Source organism: Photobacterium sp. GB-56, assembly GCF_003026105.1.
In the GTDB taxonomy this organism is placed as follows: domain Bacteria; phylum Pseudomonadota; class Gammaproteobacteria; order Enterobacterales; family Vibrionaceae; genus Photobacterium.
Window position 1 is genome coordinate 20,752 of record NZ_PYNW01000015.1, and the last position, 14,982, is coordinate 35,733.

Below are 14,982 nucleotides of genomic sequence, written 5' to 3' on the forward strand. Positions count from 1 at the left end.
GAGGTGACCAAGTTTCTGGCGCTGATACTAACCAACCGCTGTAATACAAACCGTGAGTAAGTTCTCACAATATTAGAATATAACAAGATTTGATCGCTCAATATTCGCTTATAAGTGTTTGATCACAGTAGTGATGTGAGCAAGATCACCTTGAGCTTCAAGGGATCATTGGAGTGATCGAGTTTTACGATATGGGACAAGTAAAATCATGACGGTACAAACGCAAACCAATATTTTGCAGCCAATGGCCTTTCCATTGCATGGTACACGTTTAATTGAAGCATCTGCCGGTACGGGCAAAACATTTACTATTGCCAGTTTATACCTGCGTCTATTACTCGGTCATGGTAATGCAGAAACGCGTCATGCTGTTGAATTAACGGTTGATCAAATACTGGTGGTGACTTTTACCGAAGCGGCAACGGCAGAGCTTCGCGATCGTATTCGTGGCCGTATTCACGATGCGCGTTTAGCGTTTAGTCGTGGTGTGAGTGGCGATCCCGTTATAGCCCCGTTACTGCAAGAGTATCCCGATCATAAAGCGGCAGCCAATATTTTACTGCAAGCTGAACGTCAAATGGATGAAGCGGCTATTTATACCATCCATGGTTTTTGTCAGCGAATGTTGACTCAAAACGCGTTTGAATCAGGCTGTCGTTTCAACAATGAATTTGTCACCGATGAAAGCCAATTGAAGAACTTGGTGGTTGCGGATTACTGGCGTAGTCATTTCTATCAGTTACCACGAGCGCTTGCTTGTCAGATCCGTGATTTATGGTCATCGCCGCATGCGCTATTAAAAGATATTGGCAATAGTTTAACAGGTGCTCCCGTTAAACTTTCTGTAGCGGCTATGACGGCAAGTTTAGAGCAGTTACATCAGCAAAATATCGAACGCATTAATGAATTTAAAGCATTATGGAAACAGCACTTCGCTGATTTAGAAGCGTTAATTGCCAATTCAGACGTGAATAAACGTAGCTATACCAAAAAGAGCCTACCAACGTGGCTCGCTCAAGTGAATGAATGGGCCAATCAATCGACTGAGAATTATGAATTACCGGATAAATTAGAGAAGTTTCACCAACAGGAACTGATCACTAAAACCCCGAAAGGTGAAGCACCACAGCATGCGGTATTTGTTGCGGTTGCAGATTTACTTGATAACCCAGCGACATTACGCGATCCCTTATTAGCGCACGCGATTGAACATTGTCGTATTTTACTGGCGGAGGCAAAAGCCCATAAAGGGTGGTTATCGTTTGATGATCTCTTAACGCAGTTAGGCGCTGCGATCGACAACGATCAAGATGATCTACTGGCAAGTAAGATCCGCAGCCAATATCCAGTTGCGATGATCGACGAATTCCAAGATACCGACCCCTTGCAGTACGGTATCTTCAGTTCGGTGTATCACGATCACCCTGAATGCGGATTGTTTATGATCGGTGATCCTAAGCAGGCGATTTATGCGTTTCGTGGGGCAGATATTTTTACTTATATTCAAGCCCGTCGTCAGGTTCAAGATCATTACACATTAGGTACCAACTGGCGTTCAACGGCAGATATGATTGCGTCGGTAAATAGTGTCTTTGATACCCCTAATAGCCCGTTTATTTATGATCAAGATATTACGTTTGACCCTGTTGGTCATAGTCCGAAAGCACCAGATCGTAGCTGGTGGCTAAACGGCGAACAACAACACGCGCTCACGTTCTGGTTGCAAGATAGCCTCGATGGTAAGCCTATTACCAAGGGCGATTATGAGTCGACGATGGCAACGGCGACAGCCGCACACATTCAGCATATTTTAGAGCAGTCACAACAAGGGCAAGGCTACTTTTTAGATAAAGAAACTCAACACCCAGTGAAAGCGGGTGATATTGCGGTGTTAGTACGTACAGGACGAGAAGGTAAGTTGGTGCGTGAAGCACTGGCAAAACAAGGGATTGCCAGTGTGTATTTATCTAATCGTGATAGCGTTTTTTCTACTGCAGAAGCGGCTGATGTACAGCGATTATTACAAGCGGTACTAACACCTGATGACGATCGCGCATTGCGTGCTGCGTTGGCGTCAGGGTTGTTTTCTTTAACCGCAATAGAGCTCGATACGCTTAATAATGATGAGAATGAGTGGGAAATTGCAGTAAATAGCTTTAAGCAATACCGTCAACAATGGCTCAAGCGTGGCGTGATGCCTATGCTACGAAGCGTGATGGCGAAAAACAATATTGCTGAGCGTTTATTAGTGGAAGAAGGCGGTGAACGTCGTTTAACTGACTTACTTCATATTGGTGAATTACTGCAAGAAGCGAGTCAAACCTTAGACAGTGATTATGCGCTATTACGTTGGTTGGCTGAAAATGTAGCTGAGCCAAACGGTAATTCTGATGAACAAATTTTGCGTTTAGAGTCCGAACGTAATTTGGTGCAGATTGTTACCATCCACAAATCAAAAGGATTGGAATACGATTTAGTCTTTATGCCGTTTGTTTGTAGCTATCGTGAAGTCGATAGTAAAGGCGAAGTGAAGTATCACGATGAAGACGATAACGTGACGATTTTAGATATTACCAAGCATGCTGATTCTATTTCTAAAGCTGATAAAGAACGCCTCGCAGAAGATTTACGTTTAATTTATGTAGCGTTAACTCGTGCAGTTTATGGCTGTTTTGTTGGTATGGCACCTGTACGTAATGGTCGCAGTAGCAAAGAGCCGACTGGATTACACAAATCAGCGATGGGGTATTTAATTCAAAATGGAGAAGAGTGCGGTGTTGCAGCACTAGAATTAGCACTGGCTAAGTTATCTGAAGCGCAACCGACGATCACTATTGCTGAACCTCCAGTATTACCTGTCGATAAGTGGGCAGGACAAAATGAGCAAACTGAGGCGTTGAATCGTCGTGAATTTGAGCGTCAGATTGAACGTAATTGGTGGATGACCAGTTACTCCAACTTGGTGAAACAAGGTCATCAAGCGCATCATGATAGCAGTTTAGATCTTCCTGGATTTGATATCGATTCTGTACAGAAAGAAACGCCAGAAAACAGTGAAACGGAGGTGGAGTTAGAGCCTGAATACTCTATTTACACTTTCCCTCGCGGTGCGCGTCCGGGGACATTTTTACATACGGTGTTTGAAGAAATCGAGTTTACGCGTCCTGTCGATAGCCCAGAAACTGTCGCTAAACTGACGGAGCTATTGCAACTTGAACATTACGAGTTAGCGTGGCTACCTGTATTACAGCAATTAATTAACGATGTTTTGCACTGTCCATTAGATGGCGAACAATTGCGATTGGCAGAAAAAACACCACAACAACGTTTAACGGAAATGGAGTTTTTACTCCCGATTGAAATGTTGCAATCACCGCTACTCAATAAAGTCATTGCTAAGCATGATTCTATTTCCGCGAAAGCTGGTGAGCTTGGCTTTAGTACGGTCAGCGGTATGCTTAAAGGTTTTATTGACTTGGTGTTTGAACATCAGGGTAAATATTACGTATTAGACTGGAAATCGAATTATCTTGGTGATGATCCACAGGTGTATCGTGGTGAGCAGTTGGTTGAAGCGATGCGCGATCACCGCTATGACTTGCAGTATCAAATTTACGCCTTAGCGCTGCAACGTTTCTTGCGTAGCCGTATTCCAAACTACGACTATGAGACCCATTTCGGTGGTGTGTATTACTTGTTCCTACGTGGTATTCAAGCTGGTAGTGACAGTGGAATTTTCCATGCGAAACCATCGCAAGCATTGTTAGAAGAACTGGATTTATTAATTGATGGAGCATTACCTCATGCTTAAACGACTTCAAGCGTTAACCAAACAAGGTGTGTTGCGTCAGCTTGATTATCAGTTCGCAAAATTTGTCGCGCATCATAGCCCCGCAGATCAAGCTGATTTAGCCGCACTTGTGGCAGCTCTTGCCAGTAATGAATTAGGTAAGGGACATGTTTGCGTAGTGCTAGATACACTTTCGCTTCAGCGTTTATTTAGTTTGCCATCACGTGTTGCAATTGAGTTGTTAGAAGGCGTGCCTGAGCCTTCACAATGGGGAGAGCTATTAAGCCATTTTGCTGTGGTATCAAGTGTGCAAACAGGCAAGGTGCAAGCGACCCCCTTAGTTATTGAACATGGTCGTTTGTACCTCAGTCGTTATTGGCAATTTGAACAAACCGTTGCCAATAAAATCCTCATGATGGCAAACAATGCAGGATCAGAGGATGTACGATTTAGTACGACTGAGCTCAACGTTATGCATCAGGCATTAGATGATTTATTTCCTGTGACTTACGGTTACTTGTATGAAGCCTTATCAACCGCGACAACAGCTGATGCACGCCAGAGATTAGTGTGTGACATGCTTGATGTGGTGAAACCAGAGCAAGTTGATTGGGCGAAAGTCGAGCATATTTTAGTCAATGCGACATCGCAAAAAGATCTGTCTCAATTAGATGGGGTGATACCACTTGATGCCTGCTTAAATTGGCAGAAAGTGGCAGCTGCAGTGGCATTGACACGTCAGTTTGCAGTGATTTCTGGCGGCCCAGGTACGGGTAAAACAACCACCGTCGCTAAATTACTTGCGGCATTAGTAATGCAAGCCGGTGATGAGCATGTACCTAATATTATGCTGGTGGCACCGACAGGTAAGGCGGCGGCACGTTTAACAGAATCGATTAGTTCTGCGGTGAAATCATTGCCCGTAGCGGCATCAGTGAAAGAGCGTATTCCGACTCAATCGAGTACGATCCACCGTTTATTGGGGGCAATTCCGGGACGCGTTGAATTTCGTCATCATAAAGATAATCCCTTACACCTTGATGTGTTAGTGGTTGATGAAGCCTCAATGGTTGATTTACCAATGATGGCACGATTGCTCGATGCGATGCCTGCTGGCGCGAAACTGATTTTATTAGGGGATAGAGATCAGTTGGCATCGGTTGAAGCGGGGGCTGTGCTCGGTGATATCTGCTCATTTGCTAATCAAGGTTATAGTGGAACGCAAGGGCAAGTGCTTAGCCAGTTGACGGGCTATGATCTTTATAGCACCTCACTCGACTTAAGTTTGGTGGCCGATTGTTTATGCATGCTACAAAAGAGTTACCGTTTCCACGCTCAATCTGGTATTGGTCAGTTAGCGAAAGCAATTAACAGCGGTCGTCCTGCGTTGGTGGAAAAAGTCTGGCAGCAAGGCTTTAAAGATATTCATCATTACGCCTTATCTTCTGACAGTTATCAGTCGATGATTAATCAAGTGACGACCTTCTACTTTGATTATTTAGATGCGATTGCCGAACAACGTGAGCCTAAATTGGTGCTAGATGCGTTTGCGAATGTGCGCTTGTTATGTGCATTGCGCGAAGGTGATTTTGGTGTTGTAGGGTTAAACTACCGGATAGAAAAAGAGTTAACTCACCGCGGTAAAATTAACCCAGGGGACGATACGTGGTATCAAGGTCGCCCAATTATGATCACCCGAAATGATCATGCCGTTGGTTTATATAACGGTGATATTGGTATCACTATGTTAGAGCCAGAAACGGACGCCGTCGATGGTGTGCGTCGTTTGAAGGTCTATTTTGAGATGCCTGATGGTACGATCCGTGGATTCTTGCCTAGTCGTATTCCAGAGCATGAAGTGGTGTATGCGATGACTATCCATAAATCACAAGGATCTGAATTTGCTGATACCGTAATGGTGTTGCCGAATGACTTTACACCGATCTTAACTCGAGAGTTGATTTATACAGGTATTACACGTGCAAAAGCGAGATTGTATCTTTACGCTCAACCAGACGTTATTCGTCGTAGTGTGCAAGTAAGAACTGAGCGGGCAAGTGGCTTATCTGAATTGTTAGTGTAAACCTGTATCTATCAATAAAAACGCCAGCATTTGTGCTGGCGTTTTTTATTGTTCGTTATTTAAGGTATTACTTAAACATGTCTAACAACCAGTAACTAACAGGGTTATCTGGACATTGGTAAGGGCCACATTCAAGGAATGTAGAAATAACATTAATTAGAACGGCCACAATCGCTAGAATACAAACAAACTTACCAAATTTGTTCATTTGATAATTTTCGCTTGTCCATTCTTTATTCCAAAGTAGGAGAAGTAGTGCGACACCGGCGATAGCCATAGCAAAGATCACAAATGCCCATGTGTAGTAGTGCATACCAAGGATCGGGCTACCAAAACCTGGTGTGCCAGGGATAACGTGTAGTGATACTTGGCGAAGCGCTGTCGCTGCACCAAATAATGCACCGACTAAGATCACACCATAATGGCGTTGCTGAGTGCCATAAACGACATTAAGCATAAAGCCGAACATTACCATAACAAAACCAAGACGCTGCAATAAACACAGTGGACAAGGTAATTCATTCCAAGCGACTTGTAATACTGAGCCCATTAATAATACAAAGGTAATACCTAATAGACCCAAGCTATTAAGAAGGGTTACATGTTTATTATTCATTAATCATTCCCCCCTATAATAAAATCGATAGTGAATCAGTGGCATGGTGATGAAACCAATACAAACCAATAATTACGGATGCGGCAAAGAATGCATATCCTACATTTTTTTTACCAATGAAAGCGCTGACCATTGCAATCAAAAGTAATAGAAATATTAAACTCATCATAAGTTGATTTAACCTGAAGTAATTTGTGTTTTTATAATGTTTGTAGCGCTATCTTAGTTGAGCATGTTTTTAGTAAAATAACTCTACACAGACAATTTTACGCTCTTAAGTCACCATTTTGTTAATTTTGTGTCAATTATTTTATTCTTGTGATGAGGATTTTTGATCTTCTTTGGTAATTATAAAGTGCTTTTTTTGCCATTGGCAGCCTATCTACATCACATTCAGAAAAGCCCTGTTCGCGGAACCAGTGTAAGCTTCGAGTGGTTAATACAAATAAGTGTTCGAGGTTTTGTTGGCGCGCTTGTAGGCATAACTCATTAAGCAGTAATACACCGCGATTATCATCCCTAAAGTCAGAATGAATCGCGACACAAGCCATTTCAGCCATTTTCTCTTCAGGAAAGGGATAAAGCGCAGCACAGCCGATAATTAAATTGTCACGCTCTACAATCGTAAATTGAGTAATTTCTTGCTCGAGTTGTTCTCGGGAGCGTCGAACTAAAATTCCGTCTTGCTCTAATGGTTGGATCAGATCCAGAATACCACCAATGTCGTTAATGTTGGCGCGTCGCACTTTTTCTGCGCTCGCCATTACAATTTGGGTACCGATACCATCAAGAGAAAAAAGCTCTTGAATTAATGCCCCATCTTCTTTGTAGCTGATCAGGTGGCTGCGAGGAACGCCAGCTCGACAAGCACTAATAGCACCACGTAAGAAACGCCCAGTACCACAGTCCTGCGCTCGCTGTGCGACAAGTTTTTGATGGATATGATCGGCTTCGTTTGGCAGTAATTCAGAGATAATTTCATTGTTATCGCCCACGACGCCTTGCTCTGAGCAGAAACCAATAAGTTTGTCGGCTTTTAAGCGGATAGCTACTTGGGTTGCGACTTCTTCAGAGGTGAGGTTAAAGCATTCTCCGGTTACTGAACTCGCGATTGGGCCGAGTAGTACAATGGAACCTTGCTCTAACTGACGTTTAATCGCATCGGTATCAATACGACGAATTTTTCCACTATGACAATAATCTACACCGTCATCGACCCCGAGAGGTTGGGCGATAATAAAATTACCACTAATGATATTAATCTGCGCGCCAGCCATTGGAGTATTATGGATCCCCATTGAAAAGCGAGCGGTGATATCTAACTGAAGTTGTCCCGCTGCTTGCTTGGCAATTTCTAATGCTCGTTCATCGGTAATACGGATCCCTTTATGATAAGGAGAATGACAATCTTGCTCTGCCAGTAATGTACTGATTTGTGGGCGAGCACCGTAGACAATAACGATTTGAATGCCTAGGCTATTAAGTAGTGCGATATCATTGACGATATTATCGAAATTGGGATCGGCAAATGCCTCTCCACCTACCATGATCACCATGGTTTTTCCAACATGCGCATTTAGGTAGGGAGCTGATTGTCTGAATCCTTTAACCAGCGGTGTACTACGTCTTTTCACTATCTGACATCCATGTACAAAAAATTTATATGGATAAAGTAAATTAATTTGTCAATTTGTACAGTATTTAAGTGATAGTATTTACAAGATGTTATGGCGGTGATCTTTAATTAACATTGCGAACAATCTGTTAGTTTAAATTGTATTAGTAGTTTTTGTGGAGGTGATAATTGGATAAAGTACAATCATCTAAAGTCAGTACTTATTATCTGATGACAAAACATTCACAAACAATTATTTTGATCTTGCTATTAGTCGCTGGTTTAGCACTCACTGGCCTGTTTGTATCTAAAGCAGCATTATCTTCTTGGCTAAAGCCCCCTTCATCTGAAGCCATATATGGCTATTGGAAAGAGCATGATGTCGCGCAATATGTGGCAGAAAGTTTTGAGATCCGCCCGCTGGGTATTTATCGTGATGGAAGGCTAGTGACGACACAGTATTGCTGGGATGGTCAAACATTGAGCTATCAATTAGGTGAACAGCATTACTCTTATCTTTATCATGATAATAACTTTATTCGTCAGCAGCCTGCACATTACATTTCTACATTTGTACGCACACCATTACTACTTAATTAGATCAGTTTTAGTAGCTCATGGATGGAACTTTGTTTGAGTGCTATTTGTCTCAAGAGATCAGCTATCTGTGGCGTACCGCCAAGACAATGCTGGATCACGTGGTTAATTTGGTGTTGAGGGACTCCTTCGCTAGTTAAATTTCTGATCCACTGGTATTCAATAGCATTGGGATCTAACAAGGTATCTTTGCCAACTTTAAGTGGTGATTGCATCTCTTTATATCCTTATGAGTGCGTTATTTTTATTATTAGTTTGTGAGTTGTTTATTTTTTGTGACGATTTTATTAAATCGCTTGTATGTGACAATAATATGACACTGGATGAATCATTAATAATATAAATATCTATATTCGTTGAATGAAAATGTAAGCACTGCAATGAAATTTAGATATAAATATGACTTAAGATTATTACGTTATATTGTTATTGATTTGCTACTATTGCCTTCATTCACATATATCTACCATATTAGCTGTATCTCGCATTTTAAAATTTTATAGGCTTATCTATCGTGTTACGTAAAGCAGCAATCGCTATTATTATGTTTGGTTTAGTTGGTTGCGCATCGAATAATGATGCACAATCAACCAATGAACAAACCGCTATTCAAAAAAATCCATTAGCTCACCAATATCTTGGTAACTATTTTCCACATGTATTAAATCGTGTTTCAACCATTAAGTCAGATAAGCAGCGCGATTACACAACCTTTGCTCCCCAAGCTGAAATGGTAGTCACACGTTCTCCCTCAATGGCACGCAAATATGGCCCGTTATACAAGCAACTAGAAAAGTGGATCAGTGCGGGTGGTGATCCAAGTAAACTGGCTAGTTACGGTATTGAAGCGGCGCAAATGGGCGGTGGTGATAATAAAGGTAACGTAATGTTTACTGGTTATTATTCACCTGTTATTGAACTTCGTCATACACCAAATGCAGAGTTCCGTTACCCTGTATATGCAATGCCTAAGTGTAATGGTCGTTGTCCATCTCGCGCTGAAATTTACAATGGTGCGTTAAAAGGCAAGGGCTTGGAGTTAGGTTACAGCAAATCCATGCTAGATATTTTCATGATGGAAGTTCAAGGCAGTGGCTTTGTGCATTATGAAGACAATGATCAATTAGAATACTTTGGTTATAACGGTAAAAATGGTCACCGTTATGTGAGTATTGGTCGAGTATTGATTGATCGTGGTGAAGTGCCGAAAGAAAAAATGTCACTGAAAGCCATTCAAGAGTGGGTATCTACCCATAGTGATGCTGAAGTGCGTGAACTATTAGAGCAAAATCCATCATTTGTTTTCTTTAAACCAACGAAAACGTTAGATGTTAAGGGTAGCGCGGGGATTCCGTTGCTTGCTAATGCTGCTGTAGCGGCAGATCGAAAATATATTCCTATGGGCTCTGCGTTGCTTGCAGAAGTACCCGAGCTTGATGCTCAAGGTAACTGGACGGGTAAACACGTTTTACGCCTGTTACTTGCGTTAGACACGGGTGGTGCTGTGAAGAAAAACCACCTCGATCTTTACCATGGTATGGGTAAGCAAGCAGGCACTGATGCGGGTCACTACAAGCACTTTGGTCGTGTATGGCGTTTAGGCTTAGAAGGAACTGCAACACAAGACCCTTGGCTTAAGCCATAGTTTGGTACTGTTAGAAAGCATTTCCAACAAGTTTGAGTGATGCTAACAACTGGACAATCCTATTAAGAGTGCGTATAAAAACGCACTCTTTCTTTATCCATCAGATCAGTGAAGAAATACTATGCGCGAACTTGATACCCCAGCATCCGACAGTTATAACCAACGTTTTGGCGGCACACGTCGTTTATACGGCAATAGCGAAGTAGACATTCTTCGTGCTGCACACGTGTGTGTGATTGGTATTGGTGGTGTAGGTTCATGGGCGGCAGAAGCGTTAGCGCGTTCAGGTATTGGTGAGCTTACCCTGATTGATATGGATGATGTGTGTGTGACGAATATTAATCGTCAAATTCATGCCATGACAGGGACGGTAGGTAAAAGCAAAATTGAAGTGATGGCTGAGCGTATTCACCTAATCAATCCTGAATGTAAGGTCAATTTGATTGACGATTTCATCACACCTGAAAATCAAGCTGAATACTTGTCAAAAGATTTTGATTACGTGCTCGATGCAATAGATAGCATGAAGCCAAAAGCGGCACTGCTGTCATACTGTAAGAGTAATAAAATTAAGGTGATCACCACAGGTGGTGCTGGCGGTCAAATGGACCCAACACAAATTCAGATCGCTGATTTGACAAAGACAATCCAAGATCCATTGGCGAAGAAGTTACGTGATACCTTGCGTCGTCATCATAACTTCCCTAAAAACCCAAAACGTAAGTTTGGTATTGATTGCGTATTTTCAACAGAGCAACTGAAGTACCCACAAGCCGACGGCTCTGTGTGTGCAGTAAAAGCGACAGCAGAAGGGCCCAAGCGTATGGATTGCGCGAGTGGTTTTGGCGCGGCAACCGTTGTGACTGCAACGTTTGGTTTTGTCGCGGTATCACAAATATTACGTAAGCTTATCGAAAAACATAAACAGTAATCGATAGGCAGTGACATGAAAAAGGCAGATCATATGATCTGCCTTTTTTGTTGCTGTGCTATTTCTAGGACTGATAAATCTTGTTTAGCGTGCGAGTTGTTTTATTTGCTCAACAATCGCTTTTAACCCATTGCCACGAGACGGACTCAAATGGGCAATTAAACCGAGTGAATCAAAGTAGCCATCAATATCAAATTCACTGATCTCTGTACGCGTTTTACCGTGATAAGCGGCAAGTACGAGTGTTATTAAGCCGCGAACAATACGCGCGTCAGAATCAGCTTGAAAATAAAAGTGATCGCCAACTTGCTGGTGGCGAAGCCAAACTTGCGATTCACAACCACTGACTTTTAACTGCTCATCTTTGTCTTCTTCTGCCATTACCGGCAGTTTCTTACCTAGCTGAATGACAGTACGGTAGCGATCTTCCCAGCCTGAAGCGTTTTGCATTTGAGCCACAATGTCTGTATCTGAAATGTCGGTGCCGAAAGGGTGATGGGGAAGTGTAAGTTCAGTCATAGTATTCAATCCAGATAACCGCATTAAAGTAAATCACAAGCTTTGTGTAGTGCAGTGATAAAGCGCTCTACATCTTGCTCGGTGTTATAAAGCGCTAATGATACGCGTAATGTTCCTGTTAAGCCTAGTGCATCAAGCATGGGATGTGCACAGTGGTGACCAGCACGCAGCGCGATATTTTGTTGATCTAATAGGGTCGCAATATCTTGATGGTGCACCCCATCAACGACAAAAGAAAATAAACTTGCCTTCGGTTGTAATCCTATAATACGTAAGCCATCAATATTTTTAATGCCTTCGATGGCTTTGTGGCGCAAGTTTTCAATATGTACTTCAGCGCCTTGTCTATCCAGTTGCTTGAGCCAATTAATTGCTGCGGCTAACGCTAAACATCCTGCTACATTTGGGGTGCCAGCTTCAAATTTACCCGGTAGTGCGGCGAAAGTTGTACCTTCAAAAGAGACTTTTTCCACCATTTTACCGCCGCCGTGCCAAGGTGGCATTGCTTCAAGTAGCGCTTGCTTGCCATAAAGAACGCCAATACCAGCAGGAGCATATATTTTATGGCCTGAGAAGACATAGAAGTCAGCATCAAGTGCAGTGACATCGATATCTTCATGAGCAATACCTTGTGCGCCATCAATTACAGCAATTGCGTTGTGCTGGTGAGTTGCGTGAATTATTTCTTCAATTGGGTTACGGGTACCCGTAACATTGGTAATGTGGGCTACTGCAACGATTTTTGTTTTATCCGATAAGAGCGAATAAAACGCATCTAGATCTAAAGTACAGTCATCGCGCATCGGGATTTTAATGACGCGTGCACCGGTTTCTGCCGCTATCATTTGCCATGGCACGATATTGGCGTGATGCTCTAACTCACTGACTAGAATTTCATCTCCTACCCTTAGATTTGCGCGGGCATAAGTTTGAGCAATTAAATTTAATGCTTCTGTTGCGCCACGTGTCCAAATAATTTCTTTGCTGTGCGCTGCGCCAATGAAGTGTTGTACGGTTTCTCTTGCTTGTTCAAAGCGCAGTGTCGCATTCGCTGTGAGGCTATGACTGCCACGATGCACATTGGCATTATAACCACGATAGTACTCAGTGATTGTATCAATAACCACGGCTGGCTTTTGTGCGGTTGCTGCACTGTCTAGGTACACTGGCGGTAATTCACCATCTGTGTGTTGCAAGGCAGGGAATTGAGCCAAAATAGTTGAGATATCAAATTGAGTGGTCATGGTTGTTCACATAGCTAAGATTGAACGAAGGATCATGCTAATAAATAAGTCAGAGAGCAAGTATTGATGGCTTTATATTGATAAAAAAATAGCACTGCGTTGGGGCGCAGTGCTAAAAATAGCTTTGACTGTATAGTCAAAAATACAGGAAATAAAGGATGGTTATTCCATCCGTCCGAAAGGATTCGGATAATATGCAAACACAACACGCAATATTGATTAAGCTGGTTAGCCAGAGGGCAAAGAACAGAGGATTAAATCAATATTGCGTAGAGATAATAGGGTTTCTCTAGTAGTTGAACAATGGACAATTTATAATGTTCAGGATTAAAAAAACTAATGCATTAAATAGTCGAGAAAAGTATGTCTAGACGTTTACCTCCGCTCAACTCATTAAAGGTGTTTGAGGCGGCAGCAAGACACTTGAGTTTTACTCGTGCTGCTGAAGAATTATTTGTTACTCAAGCCGCAGTTAGTCATCAAATTAAAGCGTTAGAAGAATTTCTAGGCTTAAAGTTATTCCGTCGTCGTAATCGTTCTCTATTGCTAACAGAGGAAGGACAGGGCTACTTTCTCGATATTAAAGATATCTTTTCAGCGATATCTGATGCGACTGATAAGGTCTTGGAACGTGGTGCTAAAGGCGCATTAACCATTAGTTTACCTCCTAGTTTTGCCATCCAATGGTTGGTGCCACGTTTAACCGATTTTAATGAACAACACCCTGATATTGACGTACGTATTAAAGCGGTTGATTTGGATGAAGGATCGCTCACTGATGATGTCGATGTGGCGATTTATTATGGTCGAGGTAATTGGTCTGGCCTGCGTGCCGATAAATTGTATCAAGAGTTCATGATGCCTGTTTGTTCGCCAATGCTGCTGACAGGGGCGAAACCGCTGCGCACATTAGACGATTTAAAACTACATACCTTATTACACGATACTTCTCGTAAAGAGTGGAAGAATTATGTTCGTCATTATGACGTGCAAGGGGTTAACGTTAACCAAGGGCCTATTTTTAGTCACTCAACCATGGTGCTACAAGCTGCGGCTCATGGTCAGGGAATTGCGCTGGGAAATAATGTATTAGCGCAACCAGAATTAGAAGCTGGGCGCTTGGTGTGTCCATTTGATGAAGTGTTAGTGAGTAAAAACGCTTTCTATTTTGTTTGCCAAGAGCGCCAAGCTGATACTGGGCGAATTCAAATATTTAGAGATTGGGTGTTAGCTAAAGCACGTCGTGAACAAGAGGATATGCCTGATGTCGAACTTAGCCATTGAATACATAATTAACGAACCTAAATCAGGTACCGCTGTAGCAACATTTCTGTTTGCGCATGGTGCTGGTGCGGGAATGGATCATGCCTTTATGACTGCGGTAGCCGAAGGTTTAGCGCTGCAAGATATTCGGGTAGTACGGTTTAATTTTCCATATATGGTTAAACGTGCTGAAGATGGAAAAAAGCGACCGCCTGATCGCCAACCAAAACTGTTGATTGATTTTCAACGTCATATCGAAACCTTTGCTGGCAGTTCGTTAGTCATTGGCGGTAAATCAATGGGCGGTAGAATGGCGAGTATTATGGCAACAGAGGTTGCCGAGCAAAGCCCGGATGTAGAAAACTGCGCAGCGAAAGTGAAAGGTGTAGTGTGTTTAGGTTTTCCTTTTCATCCACCGGGGAAACCTGAAAATTTTCGTGGTGATCATTTGGCGTCGATTTCGGTACCCACATTGATCCTACAAGGTGAGCGAGACACGTTTGGTACTAAAGCAGAAATAGCACAATGGGCGTTTTCTCCCAATGTCGAGGTTGCGTTTCTTCCTGACGGTGATCATAGTTTTAAACCGCGAAAAGCCTCTGGTTTTACGGAAGCTAACAATATAGCAACGGCCATTGAGCGATTAGCGCGGTTTATTAAGGAGTGCTGTGGTGACTGA

Annotated in this window: 13 protein-coding genes; 7 read left to right on the plus strand and 6 right to left on the minus strand. The window is 42.5% G+C overall.

Features of this window, described 5'->3' with window-relative positions; all coding sequences use genetic code 11:
- Nucleotides 1–208 precede the first annotated feature (208 nt).
- Both recB and recD read left to right on the plus strand, forming a co-directional pair.
- Nucleotides 209–3,811 (plus strand): exodeoxyribonuclease V subunit beta, encoded by a 3,603-nt coding sequence (gene recB, locus C9J42_RS17045; RefSeq protein WP_107302208.1) that lies wholly within the window; start codon nucleotides 209–211, stop codon nucleotides 3,809–3,811.
- Complete coding sequence (gene recD, locus C9J42_RS17050; RefSeq protein ID WP_107302209.1) at nucleotides 3,804–5,873, plus strand: exodeoxyribonuclease V subunit alpha; 2,070 nt, start codon at nucleotides 3,804–3,806, stop codon at nucleotides 5,871–5,873. Before recB ends, recD begins: the two co-directional genes overlap by 8 nt.
- A gap of 67 nt (nucleotides 5,874–5,940) precedes the next feature.
- Here the strand turns inward: recD and C9J42_RS17055 are convergent, their stop codons facing one another.
- From C9J42_RS17055 to argA, 3 genes are all read right to left on the minus strand, one after another.
- Nucleotides 5,941–6,489 carry a disulfide bond formation protein B gene (locus tag C9J42_RS17055; RefSeq protein ID WP_005371573.1) on the minus strand — a complete coding sequence of 183 codons (549 nt, stop codon included), beginning with the start codon at nucleotides 6,487–6,489 and terminating at the stop codon, nucleotides 5,941–5,943.
- Between the two features lie 13 nt (nucleotides 6,490–6,502).
- Entirely contained in the window at nucleotides 6,503–6,658 is a 156-nt protein-coding gene (locus C9J42_RS21745) for a DUF5993 family protein (RefSeq protein WP_005371575.1), read from the minus strand.
- Between the two features lie 136 nt (nucleotides 6,659–6,794).
- The gene (gene argA, locus C9J42_RS17060; protein ID WP_107207743.1) at nucleotides 6,795–8,123 is read right to left on the minus strand and encodes an amino-acid N-acetyltransferase; all 1,329 of its coding nucleotides are present in this window, start codon (nucleotides 8,121–8,123) and stop codon (nucleotides 6,795–6,797) included.
- Between the two features lie 170 nt (nucleotides 8,124–8,293).
- Between argA and C9J42_RS17065 the strand changes: the two genes are divergently transcribed.
- Nucleotides 8,294–8,704 (plus strand): DUF2850 domain-containing protein, encoded by a 411-nt coding sequence (locus tag C9J42_RS17065; protein ID WP_107261027.1) that lies wholly within the window; start codon nucleotides 8,294–8,296, stop codon nucleotides 8,702–8,704.
- Here the strand turns inward: C9J42_RS17065 and C9J42_RS17070 are convergent.
- A complete protein-coding gene (locus C9J42_RS17070) occupies nucleotides 8,701–8,916 on the minus strand; it encodes a hypothetical protein (RefSeq protein ID WP_005371580.1) in 216 nt (71 codons plus the stop codon). The two genes, C9J42_RS17065 and C9J42_RS17070, sit on opposite strands and share 4 nt — an antisense overlap.
- 299 nt (nucleotides 8,917–9,215) lie before the next feature.
- Between C9J42_RS17070 and mltA the strand changes: the two genes are divergently transcribed.
- Complete coding sequence (gene mltA / locus C9J42_RS17075; RefSeq protein WP_107207741.1) at nucleotides 9,216–10,346, plus strand: murein transglycosylase A; 1,131 nt, start codon at nucleotides 9,216–9,218, stop codon at nucleotides 10,344–10,346.
- Between the two features lie 121 nt (nucleotides 10,347–10,467).
- On the plus strand, nucleotides 10,468–11,277 hold the full coding sequence (gene tcdA / locus C9J42_RS17080; RefSeq protein ID WP_045084836.1) for a tRNA cyclic N6-threonylcarbamoyladenosine(37) synthase TcdA: 810 nt from the start codon (nucleotides 10,468–10,470) through the stop codon (nucleotides 11,275–11,277).
- A gap of 84 nt (nucleotides 11,278–11,361) precedes the next feature.
- On the opposite strand, the gene csdE is transcribed toward tcdA, so the two are convergent.
- Both csdE and csdA read right to left on the minus strand, forming a co-directional pair.
- A complete protein-coding gene (gene csdE / locus C9J42_RS17085; protein WP_105060883.1) occupies nucleotides 11,362–11,796 on the minus strand; it encodes a cysteine desulfurase sulfur acceptor subunit CsdE in 435 nt (144 codons plus the stop codon).
- Nucleotides 11,797–11,819: 23 nt separating this feature from the next.
- Entirely contained in the window at nucleotides 11,820–13,040 is a 1,221-nt protein-coding gene (csdA, locus tag C9J42_RS17090) for a cysteine desulfurase CsdA (RefSeq protein WP_107287837.1), read from the minus strand.
- A gap of 363 nt (nucleotides 13,041–13,403) precedes the next feature.
- Between csdA and C9J42_RS17095 the strand changes: the two genes are divergently transcribed.
- Both C9J42_RS17095 and C9J42_RS17100 read left to right on the plus strand, forming a co-directional pair.
- A complete protein-coding gene (locus C9J42_RS17095) occupies nucleotides 13,404–14,324 on the plus strand; it encodes a transcriptional regulator GcvA (RefSeq protein WP_107287838.1) in 921 nt (306 codons plus the stop codon).
- Nucleotides 14,305–14,982, plus strand: coding sequence for an alpha/beta family hydrolase (locus C9J42_RS17100; protein ID WP_107287839.1), 678 nt, complete (start codon nucleotides 14,305–14,307; stop codon nucleotides 14,980–14,982). Before C9J42_RS17095 ends, C9J42_RS17100 begins: the two co-directional genes overlap by 20 nt.